The 15,318-nt window shown below is 40.4% G+C and carries 10 protein-coding genes; 2 read left to right on the top strand and 8 right to left on the bottom strand.

The genetic code is table 11. The features are described from left to right. Positions 1-15: 15 nt before the first annotated feature. Positions 16-1,188, bottom strand: a complete 1,173-nt coding sequence (locus CES81_RS00300; protein WP_089120220.1) for a galactokinase — start codon at positions 1,186-1,188, stop codon at positions 16-18. Between the two features lie 262 nt (positions 1,189-1,450). Continuing rightward, on the bottom strand, positions 1,451-3,178 hold the full coding sequence (locus CES81_RS00295) for a phospho-sugar mutase (protein WP_089120219.1): 1,728 nt from the start codon (positions 3,176-3,178) through the stop codon (positions 1,451-1,453). A gap of 218 nt (positions 3,179-3,396) precedes the next feature. Between CES81_RS00295 and CES81_RS00290 the strand changes: the two genes are divergently transcribed. After that, positions 3,397-4,752: a DUF2252 domain-containing protein gene (locus CES81_RS00290; protein ID WP_089120218.1), complete on the top strand. Its 1,356-nt coding sequence runs from the start codon at positions 3,397-3,399 to the stop codon at positions 4,750-4,752. Between the two features lie 63 nt (positions 4,753-4,815). On the opposite strand, the gene CES81_RS00285 is transcribed toward CES81_RS00290, so the two are convergent. Continuing rightward, the gene (locus tag CES81_RS00285; protein WP_089120217.1) at positions 4,816-5,046 is read right to left on the bottom strand and encodes a YbaN family protein; all 231 of its coding nucleotides are present in this window, start codon (positions 5,044-5,046) and stop codon (positions 4,816-4,818) included. 295 nt (positions 5,047-5,341) lie between these two features. Between CES81_RS00285 and CES81_RS00280 the strand changes: the two genes are divergently transcribed. After that, the gene (locus CES81_RS00280; RefSeq protein WP_089120216.1) at positions 5,342-6,289 is read left to right on the top strand and encodes a hypothetical protein; all 948 of its coding nucleotides are present in this window, start codon (positions 5,342-5,344) and stop codon (positions 6,287-6,289) included. Positions 6,290-6,496: 207 nt separating this feature from the next. Here CES81_RS00280 and CES81_RS00275 read toward each other — a convergent pair whose 3' ends face one another. The 5 genes from CES81_RS00275 to CES81_RS00255 all read right to left on the bottom strand — a co-directional run bounded on the left by CES81_RS00275 (position 6,497) and on the right by CES81_RS00255 (position 14,845). Continuing rightward, a complete protein-coding gene (locus CES81_RS00275) occupies positions 6,497-8,197 on the bottom strand; it encodes a phosphoenolpyruvate carboxykinase (protein WP_089088325.1) in 1,701 nt (566 codons plus the stop codon). 663 nt (positions 8,198-8,860) lie between these two features. Next, positions 8,861-9,583: an aspartate/glutamate racemase family protein gene (locus CES81_RS00270; protein ID WP_089088324.1), complete on the bottom strand. Its 723-nt coding sequence runs from the start codon at positions 9,581-9,583 to the stop codon at positions 8,861-8,863. Between the two features lie 57 nt (positions 9,584-9,640). Continuing rightward, entirely contained in the window at positions 9,641-11,425 is a 1,785-nt protein-coding gene (gene aspS, locus CES81_RS00265) for an aspartate--tRNA ligase (protein WP_089088323.1), read from the bottom strand. A gap of 93 nt (positions 11,426-11,518) precedes the next feature. Next, on the bottom strand, positions 11,519-13,165 hold the full coding sequence (locus CES81_RS00260) for an aspartate-alanine antiporter-like transporter (protein ID WP_089120215.1): 1,647 nt from the start codon (positions 13,163-13,165) through the stop codon (positions 11,519-11,521). Between the two features lie 27 nt (positions 13,166-13,192). Beyond that, on the bottom strand, positions 13,193-14,845 hold the full coding sequence (locus CES81_RS00255; RefSeq protein ID WP_089120214.1) for a bifunctional aspartate transaminase/aspartate 4-decarboxylase: 1,653 nt from the start codon (positions 14,843-14,845) through the stop codon (positions 13,193-13,195). Between the last annotated feature and the right edge of the window lie 473 nt (positions 14,846-15,318).

Genomic DNA, 15,318 nt, shown 5'->3' with positions numbered 1-15,318 from the left:
TATAACCTATAAAGATTAAGCTTTAATTTCCTTAGGACCATCAGCAATGCTTGCTACGTAGAAGCTAGCGGCGTAACCGATTTCCTTCTTGTAAACGTCACCGACGTTCTTAATAAAGTCATCAACGTTGGCCTTGTTAACAATGGCAATGGCACAGCCACCGAAGCCGGCACCAGTCATACGAGCACCCAAGACACCTGGTTGCTTCCATGCGGTTTCAGCTAGCGTATCCAGTTCCTTACCAGTAACTTCGTAGTCATAGTGTAAGGAAACGTGTGATGCGTTGACTAACTTACCGAATTCTTCAAGCTCGCCGTTGCTCAACGCCTTCTTAGCACGCAACGTCCGCTGGTTTTCAATCACTGCGTGACGGGCACGCTTGATCAAAGTGTCATCGTTGATCAAGTAAGCATCCTTATCGAATTCTTCTTGTGATAGATCACCTAACGTCTTAACGTCTTCGCCGCCCTTTTGAATCAGAGCCAAAGCCTTTTCACATTCTGAACGACGCTCGTTGTACTTCGAGTCAGTTAACTCACGACGCTTGTTAGTGTTCATGATGACAACCACGTTATCGCCTAACTTAACGGGCACGTATTCGTAATCAAGGGTATTGGTATCAAGCAAAATAGCTTGGTCTTTCTTGCCCATGCCAATAGCGAATTGATCCATGATCCCGGTGTTCAAGCCTAAGTAGTCGTTTTCAACAGCTTGCCCGTTCTTAACCAAGGTCAATTGATCAACGCCCCAGTTGAATTCCTTGTTTAAAATGTTACCAATTAAAAGTTCAATTGATGCTGATGATGAAAGTCCTGAAGCATCTGGTAAATCACCGTGAACGAAGAGGTCATACCCATGATTAACGGTCTTACCCTGCTTAGCCATTTCATACATCACACCACGTGGGAATTTAGCCCAGCTATCGTTTTTATCAAAATCGAGTTTATCGATTGGGAAACTCAAGATGCCGGCATCCGGGAAGTTACCAGAATAGACGCGGACTTGATCATCGTCACGGCTCTTATAGACACCGTAAGTACCCATTGTAATGGCGCAAGGGAAAACGTGACCACCATTGTAATCAGTATGTTCACCAATCAAGTTGATGCGGCCTGGTGCAAAGTAAACGCGATCGCCTTCGTAACCAAAAGCTTTGTTAAATTCATCTTTTAAGCTTTGATAGTCCATAATAATGCCTCCACAAATTTTACTAAATTTTTACTACCTCTAAAGTACCCTAAAACTTAGTTGATGTCAATGCAAAATGAAATCGTTTTCTTTAGCTTCACATCAATCTTTTGACGTGTTCAGAACTGATCAATATTAACGCTTACCAAACTGGCGGGCTTTAGCGAAATAAAAGCAATCCGACTTAATCACTAAAATATTGATTAAATCAAATTGCTTTTATTTTTGATGATCCTGTCACGAACTTTTACTGTCAGCTATTTTAATCCTTGACCCACTGCTTTAAAGCCGCTTCAAATTGCGTTAATTTCTGAGTAGCTTCTTCGTCAGTCTTACCGTTAGTCCCAACGTAGAACTTGATCTTCGGTTCAGTCCCTGACGGCCGAACGGCGATCCAGGTGCCGTCTTCCAGCCAGTACTTCAAAACGTTGGAGACTGGTAACGTCAGCTTTTCAGTACTGCCGTCTGCATGGGTGGCAACTTGGGTTTGATAATCGTCAGTCGTGTTGACTTTAAAGCCGGCAAATTCAGTTGGGCGACTGTTACGCAATGACTTCATAATGGCAGCCATCTTATCGGCGCCATCAACACCATCAAATTCTTTAGCAGTCGTCTTTTCCCTGTAATAACCATACGTCTTGTACAGTTGCTGAATACCATCGTAAAGTGTCAGCCCCTGCTGCTTGTAATAAGCAGCCACTTCAGCCAGCAGAATCGTGGATTGAATGGCATCCTTATCACGGACAAACGGGTTGATCAAGTAACCAAAGCTTTCTTCGAAGCCAAACAGGAAGGTGTGGTCGTGGTTCTGTTCAGCCAATTTGATCTGCTCGGCAATGTACTTGAACCCAGTCAGCACGTTGACCATCTTAACGCCATAGTGCTCAGCAATCTTAGTTGCTAGTTCAGTGGAGACAATGGATTTAACTACCATGCCATCAGCCGGCAGCTTTCCAGCATCCTGTTTAGCCTTTAAAATGTAGTTTAGTAGTACAGAGGCAATCTGGTTACCCGTCATCAGTTGATACTCACCGTTAGGCATCCGTACAGCAGCACCTAACCGATCAGCATCAGGGTCAGTAGCAACTAACAGGTCAGCGCCCTCCTTCTTGCCTAACTTGATCGCCATATTAAAGGCTTCTGGAAATTCAGGATTAGGGTGAACGACCGTTGGAAATTCAGGATCGGCAATGGCTTGTTCCTTAACCATCGTAAAGTGGTTGTAGCCGGTATCCTTTAGTGCCCGGTAACCGATGATATGACCAGTCCCGTGCAGCGGCGTGTAGATCAAAGTCATATCTTTACCAACTTCATCGACCAATTTAGGATTAACTGAAACCGCTTTGACCCCTGCCAGATAATCCTCATCAACGTCTTCACCAATAATGTGAACGAGGTTTTGCTTGCGAAGCGTTGTTTCCTTCACGGTCTTAATGGTGAACATATTATCGATACCGTTGACGTATTCAGTGATCTGGTCAGCAGCCTTTGGTGGCATTTGACCGCCATCTGGGCCGTAGATCTTAAACCCGTTGTACTGCTTAGGGTTATGACTAGCCGTAATCATAATACCTGCGTAGGTGTGCAAGTGACGAACGGCAAAGGACAGTTCTGGTGTAGGCCGAATATCATCGAACACATAACTTGGAATGCCATGGGCACCCAGCACTTGTGCTGAATGGTGGGCAAATTCACGTGAATGGTAACGTGAGTCGAAACTAATTGCGACCCCGCGCTGCTTATCCTTATCGTCTAAGGTGTCCATGAAACGGGCCAATCCTTCAGCAGCTGAACCAACGGTGTAAATGTTCATCTCACCGATTCCGGGACCAATCAAGCCCCGCATACCGGCCGTTCCAAAGGCCATCGGCTTCGTAAAGGCGTTTTCCAAAGCTTCTTGGTCACCCGCCATGTCAGCTAATTCTTGTGCTAATGATGGATCTAAGTCTTGATAGTTCTTCCATACTTGATAGTTATCTTGCCAAGTCATCGTATCGCCACTCCTCTTGTTTTAAATTGCTCATTCTCTATTATGCTTACAGATTAAGTATAAGCCGAAATGCCTGAAAATAGTAAAAATTTTACTAAACAATTCTAATTCTTGGAATTCTATGAATGCCTTTTCAAGTTTACCATTTTTCGTTTTTGTTTGCATGCAACTTATCATGCTAAACTAAACGTAATAATATCAATGAGGAGCAGACTGTGATGAGTGTTAAACCGTTTGATTTTAGTCAGTTATTCGTGCAGCTACCGTTAAAAGAACAAAAAAGGTTCGGCAAAAAGCTGCGTTCCGCCTACCCGTTCGAAAAACTGGGAACCTACACTGCCGTTAAGCGGGATCCCAACCAATTAATGGATGAAGTCCGTTCGATTTTGATCCCGGAACTACTGCCGGAACGAACACAGCGCATGAGTCAGTCCAGCTTTACCTTCTTCCGTGGGACAGCTGAATTAATGGAATATGATTTGGCCCACCAAGATAATTCACCCATTCATACCGTCAGCTGCGGTGACGCTCACATCGGTAACTTTGGCTTCTTCGGCTCACCAGAACGTCAGTTATTATTCGATTTGAACGACTTTGATGAAGCTGGCATCAACCCCTTTGAGTGGGACGTTAAGCGGTTAGCCGTCAGTACCTTTTTAGCTGGTCGTGAACATCACTTTGAAACTGATAAATTAACGGGCTTAGTAAAAGAACTCGGTGACACTTACCGGAAGAGTTTGCAGGATATGTTTAAAAGAACTGCGCTGAACCGCTTCTACCCAGTCAATAGCGTTGAGAATATTTTGAATACGATCCCGTCTAAGGAAATGCATACTAAGAAGCTGAAAAAGTTTCTCACCAAAGCCGGCAAACGTGACTCCGAACAAGTGGTTCGTAAGTTTACCATGACGGATGGTGCCGGACAGATCTCGTTTAAGGAAAACCCACCTAAAACCCGTCACGTTAAGGATCGGCTTACCAAGCACGTTGAAAAATACCTGGTTCGGTACCGTGAAACTCTCGCACCTGATGTCAGTTTGATGCTGTCACAATACAGCGTCACAGACATCGTTCGTCACAGCGTCGGCGTCGGTAGTTTCGGCTCGCTGTGCTATTTGCTGCTATTAACCGGCACCGACAGCTCGCACTTGGTTTTACAGATCAAAGAAGCCCTTCCTCATCGTCAATTAGCCGACCAGTTAGATGAAGAAGATGCCCAGTATGAGCAAAATGAAGGTAAGCGGATCGTCGATTGCCAACGAATCCTCCAGTCTGCTTCTGACCCATTTTTAGGCTACTTTGCAACGGAAAAGAAGAGTTTTTACGTGCGTCAGTTCCGTGATATGAAAGCGTCAATCGAACTTACCGAGCTTGACTGGGATCAGTTTGAAGCCTACGCCAAAACGTGTGCCTGGGTATTGGGTACCGCCCATGCTCAAAGTCCCACCGCTGGCGTTGTTCTCGGCTATACCGGCCATTCAGATCAATTCGGTAGCGCCATCCAAAATTGGACAACCGCTTATGTTAAACAGGTGGATCAAGATTATAGCGCCTTTAAGCAGTATCGATTATGAGCCGAAACTAAACGGGACCCAAACAGCGTTTTATTGCTGTTTAAGTCCCGTTTTGGTACTTATTTAATTAACCAGCCATTTTGCTAACGCTGGCTGATGTTTTTTTAACCATTCTGCCAGCCGTGTTCGGCTCAGCCAACGGTGAAATGCTGGTGAGAGTTTTTTCAGACTATAAATCATTAAGATCATGAACGGAATTCCCGGGATGATTGGCAGTACGAAGCCAATAATTGACCCAATTAGCCCTGTCACCATTAACGTTGACCATAGCAGTCTTGTAAAAATTAATTGCACGTTACCATCCCTTTTTACTTCGATTTGAAAGTATTATATCTGCAAATCAATCGACTAGCAAGAAAAATGAAGTGAGTTTACATAATGTTAATCATTTCGTAACAGATACATCTGTCGGTAACAATTACTTATTGAAAATTTCAATTTTTCGACGGCAAATAAACCATTATGATTGAATAATATCTGCTTGAACATCTAACTGCCTGATGATAATATCAAGTAAAGTTAATGTCACCATTGGTCATTGGCAGATAAGTAACGTTGTCTATTGATTTGAAGACTTGGGGGGAAACTTATGAAGCGAAAAAAATTTTTCTTAATGGCAGCAGTATGTTCGCTATCTTTTTTAGCTTTTCTAGGAATAGCAAACACTTCAGCATCCGCTAAAAGTCACTATAAAATCGAAAAAATTTCGAAGATCAAAAATCCTCAGAGATACTGGGTCAAAGGAACGATTTGGAACGAAAAATTTACTAAGAAAGTCACGTCTAAAGACCGCCATAAATCAACTTATTTTGGTACTTTGTATAAAGCAACGGTCAAAACGCCAGCTGGAAAAAAAGCAATCTATTACGGTGTTGGCGCCATGATTCCCGGCATGACAATTAGTGAACCTCGGCTGGCCGGCTGGACATGGCACAAGCATTTATACCACAAAGTCAGTCAAAGCCAACCTAAAAAAGATATTGCGTTCATGAAAAGCGCCATCAGTTTGCTCAGAACGGAAAAAGAACGTCAGCAAGCTTTAAATGAATTGAGTAAGGTTGAACCGGGAACTGCATACTCCAATTATGGCTGGCCTTCACATTGGATGACCTTAACCGAGAGTAACTTTGAAAAATCAATGGCGGACAATAACTTTACAGCTCTTGGTGATGTCGTTACCGACGCCTTAGATAACTCAGAACAAATTGATTCAAATAATGAAGACGATGATACTTCCGATCCCGTTGAAAACGTTAAATTCGTTATGCGAGTTTACGAGTACTTCCGACCAAGATTTGCCAAAGAAGTACCATCCATGAAAGCTTATGATAAAGAATATAATCGGCTGAAATCATTTTCGAAGATGAGTGAAAGTGAGTATGTCAATTATGAACTTCATCATGTAATGGGCTCATCATTGGATACTAGCGGCAGTGCTTACAGTGGCCAGCTTGCTGGTGATATTTCGAACCTGATTACGGGGCTGAACAGAAGTAATCAAAGTTTTAAGAAGGATACTAACTTTTCTACCTACTAAAAGATACTAAGCGGACATTTCATTTAGATATTTTGAGAAGAAGGACCACCCCAACCCCAAGGTCGGGGATCATTAATATTACATTGCCGAAACGCGTTCACCACGACAGATAGCTATGTGTAAGACAAGGACCACCTAAATCCCAAGTTCAGGGATTTAGGTGGTCCTTGTCTTACACGCCGCTATCTAACCGTCGTGGTTCACGCTCTAGCTATTCCACAGCACATCCAACAGCTGCTTAGCACTTTCATTCAAACTATCTTTACTCTTATCCGTACCAAGGTGAGTATAAATTTCACCAACGTACGTCCCCTTATCAAAGAAGTGTTTGAACACCTTATCGATAATTGGACGAGTTCTTTCTTCTTCTTGCACTGGCCCAAATGGGTTAGCGAAGAAGGTGGTACTCATACCGACTTCATCAGTGGTCCCTAAGGCGAACCGCTTACCTTCAATGAAGGTTGCCTTAGCTTCCTTTTCAGTGTCGAAGCGGTGAATACCAATATCTTTATCGTAGTTATTAGCGTAGACCCACATATCAACGCCATGGTGCTTGACGACCCGATTGTACGTATCAGCAGGAATGATGACCCGAGCGTTCTTCCGGTCAGGGTTCAAGTACACACCACGGTCCATGTTATTGAAGGCCACCGCTGAACTTAAATCGTCCAGTCGAACAAAGGCACCGATTTCAGTCCCTTGCGCGTACAAATCACCATCATCCGTTAAAGCAAAGCTACCCATGTCATCGAAAATGGTTTCCAAACTCAAAATCTTGTCATCGGCAATTTCTTGCAGTGCTTCCAAGGATTCTGACTTGCCGGCACCAGAGTCACCAAAGAAGACCACGTTCTTGTTCTTACCGTTAGCAAACTTGATGCGAACCATTGAACCATGAATTGGCAAACGCTTTTCATAAATCATGTGCAGGTTATGCAACGTTAAGCACATCTTCTTCATGTAGCCGAAGTAAGTGGTCTTATCGTTGTAAGGTACTTCACCGACCCAGATATCGTTTTCTTCATCGTGGTGGTAGTGGCAAACATCGCCCTCAGTCTCTGGTAAACCAAACAGTAAAATCTCGTCTGGCTTATGACCAGCAACTTCTTTAGCACTAGCGACTTCAAACAAGTTGGCTAGTGAAACACCACTAACGAAGTAATCACGGTGGAAGTAAATATAAGCTAAGCTTTCACCAATTTTTGCTGGGAAGCAGTACCACTCGCTGCGTGATCCGTGAAATTTATTAATCGGGTTATCAGGTACCGCTGTAAAGGTCCCTTCACGCTTATTAGAAGGAGTTTTCATCATCATTGGCGGCCGTAACATTAAAGTTTCCAGGAAGCGGATTGGCTTTAATGCTTCATAGCCTTTTGGAATCGGCCAGTCCAGCGACTGAGTCAGGACACATGCGGAAGTCCCGGCACTGACCTGCCGATAAGTTTTAATACGGAAACCCTGAAGCTTTTCTTCAATTGTTCGATAAGCTTCAATCACAACGTCGTTAAACTGATTATCCATTTGCATGAAGTTCTTCGCGGTTGCTTCACTACCATGCAAATTGATAACGCCAACTCGAAGGTACGAACGGTAGTATGAATACAGCTCTTCAACGCTAAACAAAATCTCATCCCGATTATATGTATCGTAAGCGTCGGGACGATCAAGTAGAACTGCCTTCAATGTATCAATGTAAGTTTGCGGATCTGCATCCTCAAAATCGTTTCGTTGGCTTTCAGCAGTATGATGCCGATCCTCTAGAAATAATCGAACAACTTCCTCTGCTTCTTTACTATTAATTAAGGCAAAGATATCAGAGATATATTTGTTCGTATAATTAAGCACCGCAACATCTCGACTTGGATTCATATATAACGCAGACGTTTCAACTTTTCCTGACTCAGTCATGTGGACAATTCTCCTTCCAATGCAATTGTCTTGCATAGTTCTATTGTAGCTTAAAAAAATTTAAACTCAAGTAAAAATGAGAATTATAAGTAATCAATTAGAAATAAATTAAATATTTCGCCCTATAATATCAGGGATTCAGAGAATTTTCAATAATTATAATGAGAATTTGATTTGACCTTTTTAGAATGTTATTATATTTAAGCAATTTTTATGAATCCAAATACTGGCCAGCTTTTCTCAATTAAAGCTTATTAATCTAAAAAAGCTTATCTATTAAATAGTACGAATCTTTGAAGGTGTCGAAATAAACTAAATTTAACCAAATTTAACCTTAAAATGAACGGTTAACAACTAGAAAAGCAAGTATCATTTGAATTTAATTTCCATGGTTACTGCAAAACTTTAAAAGCACAACCAGAATCTTCGTTGCCCCAAGAAAGCACCTTAACGCCATTCCTTCATCAATTAACTTTAAAATAAGGTCTATTTTTGTTGGAATAATCAAAAACAGCACGGCAAATATCCAAAACTGGAAATTGTCGTACTGTTTTATTCTTAGAATCTGAACGATACCTCAAATTCTTTGAAATTTTACAACTATGTTAACAAGGAATCAACTGACGTCAAAAGAACTCTCAATCTGTTTTAAAGTCTAACTACTTATTGTTGGACAACAGCTTTTTGTTCCTTTAATGCTAACTCCAAAGACCTGTCAACAATAATAGATTGACTATCGATCACTGGTTTATCTGTAACTGGTTCACGATCCTGTGCTAATGAAAGCTCTGTGCAACCAAGAACTAACGCATCACAGTTAGTCTCTTCAAACATTTGGTCTACTAAGCCGTGATATAAATCACGATCAACATAATTGTTTTCCTTAATGTTATCGTAAATTAAAGCATTAGTTTTTTCTTGAACTGACTTACTAGGTGCCAAGAAATCATAACCAGCATTCATAATTTCATGATCATAAATGTGATCGTAGATCGTACCTTCAGTCGCAATCAATCCAATTTTACGTGCCTTAGGATACTTAGACTTAATTTCCTTCACAGCCTCACGTGGCATATGCAGAATTGGGACATCTGTCGCAGCCTGCATCTCATCATAGAAATAATGAGCAGTATTGCAAGGTAACACGAAGAAATCTGGTCCAAGTTTGCTCTGAGCTTTAACATCTTCCAAAAGAGGTATAAGTGGATTGGGCTTGCTGTGATCCTTAATATAAGTTGTCCGATCAGGAATCGTAGCATGGTTTACCAAAATATAGTTTAAATAGTCTTGGTCTTGTTTTGCAGGTGTTCTATCGTTCAACTGATGAATATAAGTTTCAGTTGCTTCAGTACCCATACCACCAATAATTGTAAAGAAATGTTTCATCATACAACCCTCCTTAAATCTATTTAATCTCGAATTGAATACAAACCTCGTTAACCATTAAGAATCTGAATCGTCACTCTTATGAATTGTTTGAATACCCAATTCTTTCAGCTGGTCGTCCGTAACTGCCGCAGGCGCACCCGTCATAGGCTCAGTTGCTTTCGAATTCTTTGGGAATGCTACCACATCACGAATATTATGACGTCCAGCCAACATCATCGTGAAACGATCGATTCCAATTGCGATACCACCATGAGGCGGAAATCCTTTGTCGAATGCGTTGATTAAGAATCCAAATGATTTTTGTGCTCTTTCGTGAGTAAAGCCTAAAGCTTTCAAGACTTTTTCTTGGATTTCTTTGGTGTGGATACGAATCGAACCACCACCAATTTCTTGACCATTTAAAATGATGTCGTAACTTTGTGCATGCGCCTTGTGAGGATCTTCACCGTCATTAAGATAATGCAGATCTTCCTCATTTGGCATTGTGAATGGATGATGCGCTGGAACCCAACGTTGATCTCCCTCATCATATTCAAACAATGGCCAATTGACCACCCAAACATAGGCAAACTCTGACTCATCAATCAAATTCATCTCATGTGCGATGGATTTTCTCAAATACCCCAAAGTATCAGAGACAACCTTGAAAGTGTCCGAAGCAAATAGGATTAAGTCCCCAGGCTTAGCATCATAAACTTTGCAAATATCGTCTGAATAATCATTGATAAATTTTGCAATTGGGCCAGAGAATCCATCTTCAGTTACTTTAACCCAAGGTAAACCTTTTGCGCCAAATCTTTCGATATACTGCTCTTTTTTATCAAGATCTTTTCTCGAATACTTTTCTGCCCCATCAGAGACACAAATTGCTTTTACAAAGCCACCATTATCTAACGCATTTTTAAATACCTTAAAATCAGTATGTTGTAGGACTTTAGATAGATCCCTAATTTCCATGCCAAACCGAACATCTGGTTTCTCTGAACCAAACCGATCCATTGCATCTTGCCACTCGATACGAGGCAAAGGCGTTTTGATGTTAATCCCTAGAACGTCATGCATAACCTTCTTCAAAAATCCTTCAGTGAGATCTTGAATTTGTTCCGCACTAAGAAAACTGGTTTCTACATCGATTTGACTAAACTCTGGTTGCCTATCTCCTCGTAAATCTTCATCCCTAAAGCACTTCGCAATTTGATAATACCTATCAAAGCCAGCCCCCATAAGCAATTGCTTAAAAAGTTGAGGTGATTGAGGTAACGCATAGAAGTGACCTGGATATACTCTGGATGGAACTAAGTAGTCCCTAGCTCCTTCCGGAGTGGAAGCCGTCAAATCAGGTGTTTCAATATCATAAAAATCATGTGAATCGAAGTAGCTGTGAGTTACCTGATCGATTTTACTTCGAATTCGAATATTTCGTTGCATTTCTGGTCGACGAAGATCCAAATAACGATACTTTAATTTGAGCTCTTCGGAAACATTGATGCCGTCTTCAATTTCGAATGGTAAATTATCAGCTTTAGCTAAAACATTCAGTTTATGAACTTCAACTTCAACTTCGCCGGTCTTCATATTCGGATTAATCTCTGCGTCCTTACGTCTTTTTACTACCCCTTCAATTGCAATAACGTATTCATTGCGCAGTTTATCTGCAGCTTGCCAAGCTTTCTCATCAAACTCTTGGCTGAATACTAATTGGACAATTCCTTCGCGGTCTCTTAAATCAACGAAGATTAATCCGCCTAAATTACGACGCTTTTGAACCCATCCTTCTAACACAACTTTTTGATCAATTAAATCAGCATCGACCAAACCAGCATAGCTTGTTCTTTCCATTCTCTCTAGACTCCGTTCAAATGAATTTTTACTGGAAAGATAACCTAAACGATTACCCAACGTAAATGTAATCTACATTTTCAGGATTCTTTTTTAACTTAATAATACTAAGAAAATCGGTCCCAACAATGTCAATACAATATTACCAATAACATAAGCTGGCGCTACGGTCGCTGCATAGTAAGGTCCACCAATTTCTCCAGACTTGACGGTAATCGCATTTAATCCAGCTGATAACGTATCAGCACCAGTTAACGAACCAATAAGTGAGATTGGCTCCATATGCAATACCCATTTGCCGAAGTATAGAGCAATAATATGAGGCAAAATCGAAATAATCGCTCCGATCAGGAAGATACTAATACCAATTGACTTAAACGCACCAACGAATGTTCGTGCCGCACTTAGACCAACAGTAACAATAAACAAGTTTAATCCAAGGCTTTGAAAAAACATCATGACGCTATCGGGAATAGAATCAAGCGATTGATACCGGTTGACCCAGATACTCATAACTAACCCTAACAGTAAGGCAGCAGTACCATCACCAAGTTCAAGTGGAATGCCATTAGCCTTTATACCAACGACACCTAGCAACGCACTGAATGCGATACCGAAACAGAACAGAGCGTAATTAATGGCATCACGTTCAGAACGCCAAGAACCCATTTGTTTCAACGTGTCTTTGACTACTTCTGATTCACCAGTACCAGTTAATCCGATGATTGAGCCAGCACGCAAATCTTCTACCTTTTGTTCGTTGCCATCTTTGGGACTAAAGAAGTTAACAAAAACACCATTACTTTGTAACTTTTGAATTTGACTAGCCTTAAAATGACGACCAATAACAAACATCTTTTCTTTAAAGCGAGATTTAGGATTCCCAACTTCAGAAACATCTTCACCATTAGCAGCCTTAGAAACATCATTCATATAGCCAGCAAGTGTAACTTGGTCACCAGCTTGAAGTTCATAGTTATCGTCAATAGGATTGCCATTGTGATAGCCCTTCAGAACTACAACGCCATAGCCAATTGATTTACTTAATACTGGTAATGTCCAGCCAATAAAACGTGATTCACTCAGAATTTCAAACGTTCTGATTCTAGTCCGAGTTGGTTGTGCTGTATGAAATTTCATCTTCAATGCAACATCTGTAGATTGCTTTTTGATGTCGATGTGTAACAGTTTAGGTGCGATATCACGTAGAAAGATCAATACACCAATGGTACCGAACACGTATGTCAGTGCATACACAATTGGTATCTGCGCTGCATACGTTGATTTCACTGCCGCACTAACTGGTAACTTGGTAATGGTCTGCAAAGAACTACCAATAACAGCTGATTGCGTTAATGAACCAGCGATAGTACCAGCAGCGATCCCTGGCCCAACGTGGAAAATCTTGAAACATGCCAAAGCCACTAAAAAGGCTGACATCAAATAAAACAAACTTTGAATAACAATTTTCGTCCCAAACTTTTTCATACTTGAAACGAATGATGGTCCAACTCTATATCCGACCGCAAACATAAATGCGTCGAAGAAAATAGAGCCAAGAACCTTATCTCTGGTAAATACTCCAACTTGCCCAATAATTAATGAGACGATTAAGACACCAACTGTAGCACCAAGGTTAAAGGAACCAAACTTAACCTTGCCTAACAGGTATCCCAAGCCTAGGCAAATAAAAATTGAGAAAATAGGAGTTGCAACCATAAAACTTGCTAGTGAATTCATAACTATCCTGCCTGCGCTTCCTAAATATTATTTGTTTGCCCGAAATTCTAGATAATATTCGTCAATTAACGTCTTCATGCAATGTGCCAAATCGCGGTAATCAGCAGAAGTTAAGTTTGCTAACGAAATACGTACGTATCCTTCATTTGCTCCAAATCCAGAAGCATCCATTACAACCGCGCCAAATTCACGAGCAAGTCGATATGGGAAGCTAAGATATGAATAATGGTTACGGAAGTACTCTGCAAAATCAGCACCATGAATTTTTTCAACTAAATCATAAATATTAACTAGAGTGTAGTACTTAGTATTTCCATGAGAATTATCAACGTTTACACCGATTTCATCCCAAAGTGCATGGTAACGGTAGTTAACTAATTTCTTAGATTCAACAAGATAATCATCTACCACGTCGCCTGAAATCAAACTGTTCATAGCAAACAAATCCATCATGATCTGTTGTGGGGTTGATAATCCAGATGTGTGGTACAACCCAATAGCACGACTGTCAGCAACAGTACGATCAATAAACTTCATGTCCTCAGGTTCAGTAACAACCATTGAATAACGTTCATCGAATTCTTTCTTGATTTCTGGATCTTTAGCTGTTTCTTCCTTAATCATCTTGTCACAAACATTGTTCTTGTCCATGGCAATCAAGCCCAAGCGATGGCCAGTTGCACCATATAGCTTTGAGAATGAGTATACAAGCAACGTGTTTTCAGGAATAGATGCGTAGATAGATTGATAATCATCAGCAAAAGTCCCATAAACATCATCAGTAACGACGATAAGGTTTGGATTTTCTTTAACGACATCCTTAAATTTGTCAAGAGTGTGTGGACTGTATGCACGAGCTGCTGGATTTGTTGGGTTAACATCGAAGAACGCTTTAATTCTAGGATCCTTTAAAACATCCATTTGCTCATCAGTCATTTGCCAATTCTCGTCCTCAGTTGCGGCTAATTTAACAATCTTAAGATTGTATTCGCGCAATTCTGGAATTTGAAGGTATGGTGTGAAGATTGGTGAATTAATAGCAATCGTGTCACCAGGTTTTAGAATGTGTGATTGACTTAGTTCTTGGAATAAATAAACCATTGCAGCCGTTCCGCCTTCAGTTGGGAAAACGTCCGTTTCATCAGCTAAGTCAGCATCTTTAAATAAATTCTTTTGTAAATATTGCTTCAAAATGTCTTCAGTGTACTTAAGAGAACGTGATGGGACTGGGTAATTGTTACCAATGACACCATTCAATAATTCTGCTACAAAGGCATCTTTATCAAAGCCTAATTTATTTGCACCATAATCAATGGATGAACGAATAAATTGATCTACGGTATCAGTGTCAGATAACTTGTTCAGTACCCTGTCGGCAACACCATTGGACTCAATATAGCCGGCCATTACCCCATCATCACGCTGAAAGGTATTGCCCGACTCGTCAATCCCAAACTGAACTAATTTAGCAAAAGCGGCACGAGACAACGTATTGATCCAGTTTGGATTACCACGTCCTGCGTTAATTACACGGTTGTCTCTAAGGTTATTTTGAGCGTACTGTAAAAAGATTGCAGAAACTTCAAAATTAGATAGTTTGGTGAATTTACTTAATTCAGATTCGTCAACTTTTTCAAAAGTATCCAGATCCGTTGTTGTTGATACTGTATTGTCAGCCATAATTAATAACCTCATTCCATGACATTTAGCATAAAACTTGAATAATCGGTTCAAGTCAATTAACTAAATGTGCAAATTATTTTTTCTACCGGCCAGTAGTTTGGCGGAGAACGACATTTTGTGCGGGGCAAGAAATCGTTTCCATCCAAATCAGTTATAACACTCACGTTTTTTTTTACAATAAAAAATATTTTCCCTAATTAAACAATAAAAAAATTATATAAATAAATTTCAGAATTACTTATATTGCAGTGAGAAAGCGGCTCAATGCTTCACAAACTAATTTTAAAAAAGTGAAATTTCTTATTATCTTAATTTATTCTTAAAAAAATTTTATTAAATACTTTTAGCTAATTTCGCAAAGATGTACACCACCAAAATCTTGGAAAATTAATTTATGTAATAAAAAGAACCTAACCTCACGATTAGATTCCCTGCCAACGGTTATATTGATCATTTTTAACGCTAAAGCA

The organism is Secundilactobacillus pentosiphilus (genome assembly GCF_002217985.1).
GTDB classification, from domain to species: Bacteria; Bacillota; Bacilli; order Lactobacillales; family Lactobacillaceae; genus Secundilactobacillus; species Secundilactobacillus pentosiphilus.
This window is presented reverse-complemented; position numbering and strand designations above follow the sequence as displayed.

Coding starts and splice junctions, on each gene's coding strand:
- CES81_RS00300 (WP_089120220.1), bottom strand. CDS start 1,188: ATGGACTATCAAAGCTTAAAAGATGAATTTAACAAAGCTTTTGGTTAC.
- CES81_RS00270 (WP_089088324.1), bottom strand. CDS start 9,583: ATGAAACATTTCTTTACAATTATTGGTGGTATGGGTACTGAAGCAACT.
- CES81_RS00295 (WP_089120219.1), bottom strand. CDS start 3,178: ATGACTTGGCAAGATAACTATCAAGTATGGAAGAACTATCAAGACTTA.
- CES81_RS00260 (WP_089120215.1), bottom strand. CDS start 13,165: ATGAATTCACTAGCAAGTTTTATGGTTGCAACTCCTATTTTCTCAATT.
- CES81_RS00290 (WP_089120218.1), top strand. CDS start 3,397: ATGAGTGTTAAACCGTTTGATTTTAGTCAGTTATTCGTGCAGCTACCG.
- aspS (WP_089088323.1), bottom strand. CDS start 11,425: ATGGAAAGAACAAGCTATGCTGGTTTGGTCGATGCTGATTTAATTGAT.
- CES81_RS00280 (WP_089120216.1), top strand. CDS start 5,342: ATGAAGCGAAAAAAATTTTTCTTAATGGCAGCAGTATGTTCGCTATCT.
- CES81_RS00275 (WP_089088325.1), bottom strand. CDS start 8,197: ATGACTGAGTCAGGAAAAGTTGAAACGTCTGCGTTATATATGAATCCA.
- CES81_RS00255 (WP_089120214.1), bottom strand. CDS start 14,845: ATGGCTGACAATACAGTATCAACAACAACGGATCTGGATACTTTTGAA.